The sequence below is a fragment of the Type-D symbiont of Plautia stali genome (assembly GCF_001485335.1).
Classification (GTDB): domain Bacteria; phylum Pseudomonadota; class Gammaproteobacteria; order Enterobacterales; family Enterobacteriaceae; genus Pantoea; species Pantoea vagans_C.
The window spans coordinates 1-221 of sequence record NZ_BBOC01000231.1; the positions used below are offsets into that span (position 1 = coordinate 1).

At 55.7% G+C, this 221-nt stretch carries 1 rRNA gene; it reads left to right on the top strand.

Annotation, left to right across the window (positions count from 1 at the left end):
* Positions 1–128: 128 nt before the first annotated feature.
* Positions 129–221 (top strand): 5S ribosomal RNA (gene rrf / locus PSSD_RS26135); the annotation flags it as partial.

The following is a 221-nucleotide window of genomic DNA, read 5'->3' on the forward strand; positions in this document are numbered from 1 at the left end:
GATTTTGTGCTGAAGCAAGGCGGCAAACGAGACGATGTGAAGGAGCATACATGAGTATGTGACTGAGCAGCGCGAACGCAGCCAACGCAGCAGCAGTGCAAAATATTCGTTTCGTGCACCAAGATTTGCCTGGCGGCTTTAGCGCGGTGGTCCCACCTGACCCCATGCCGAACTCAGAAGTGAAACGCCGTAGCGCCGATGGTAGTGTGGGGTCTCCCCAT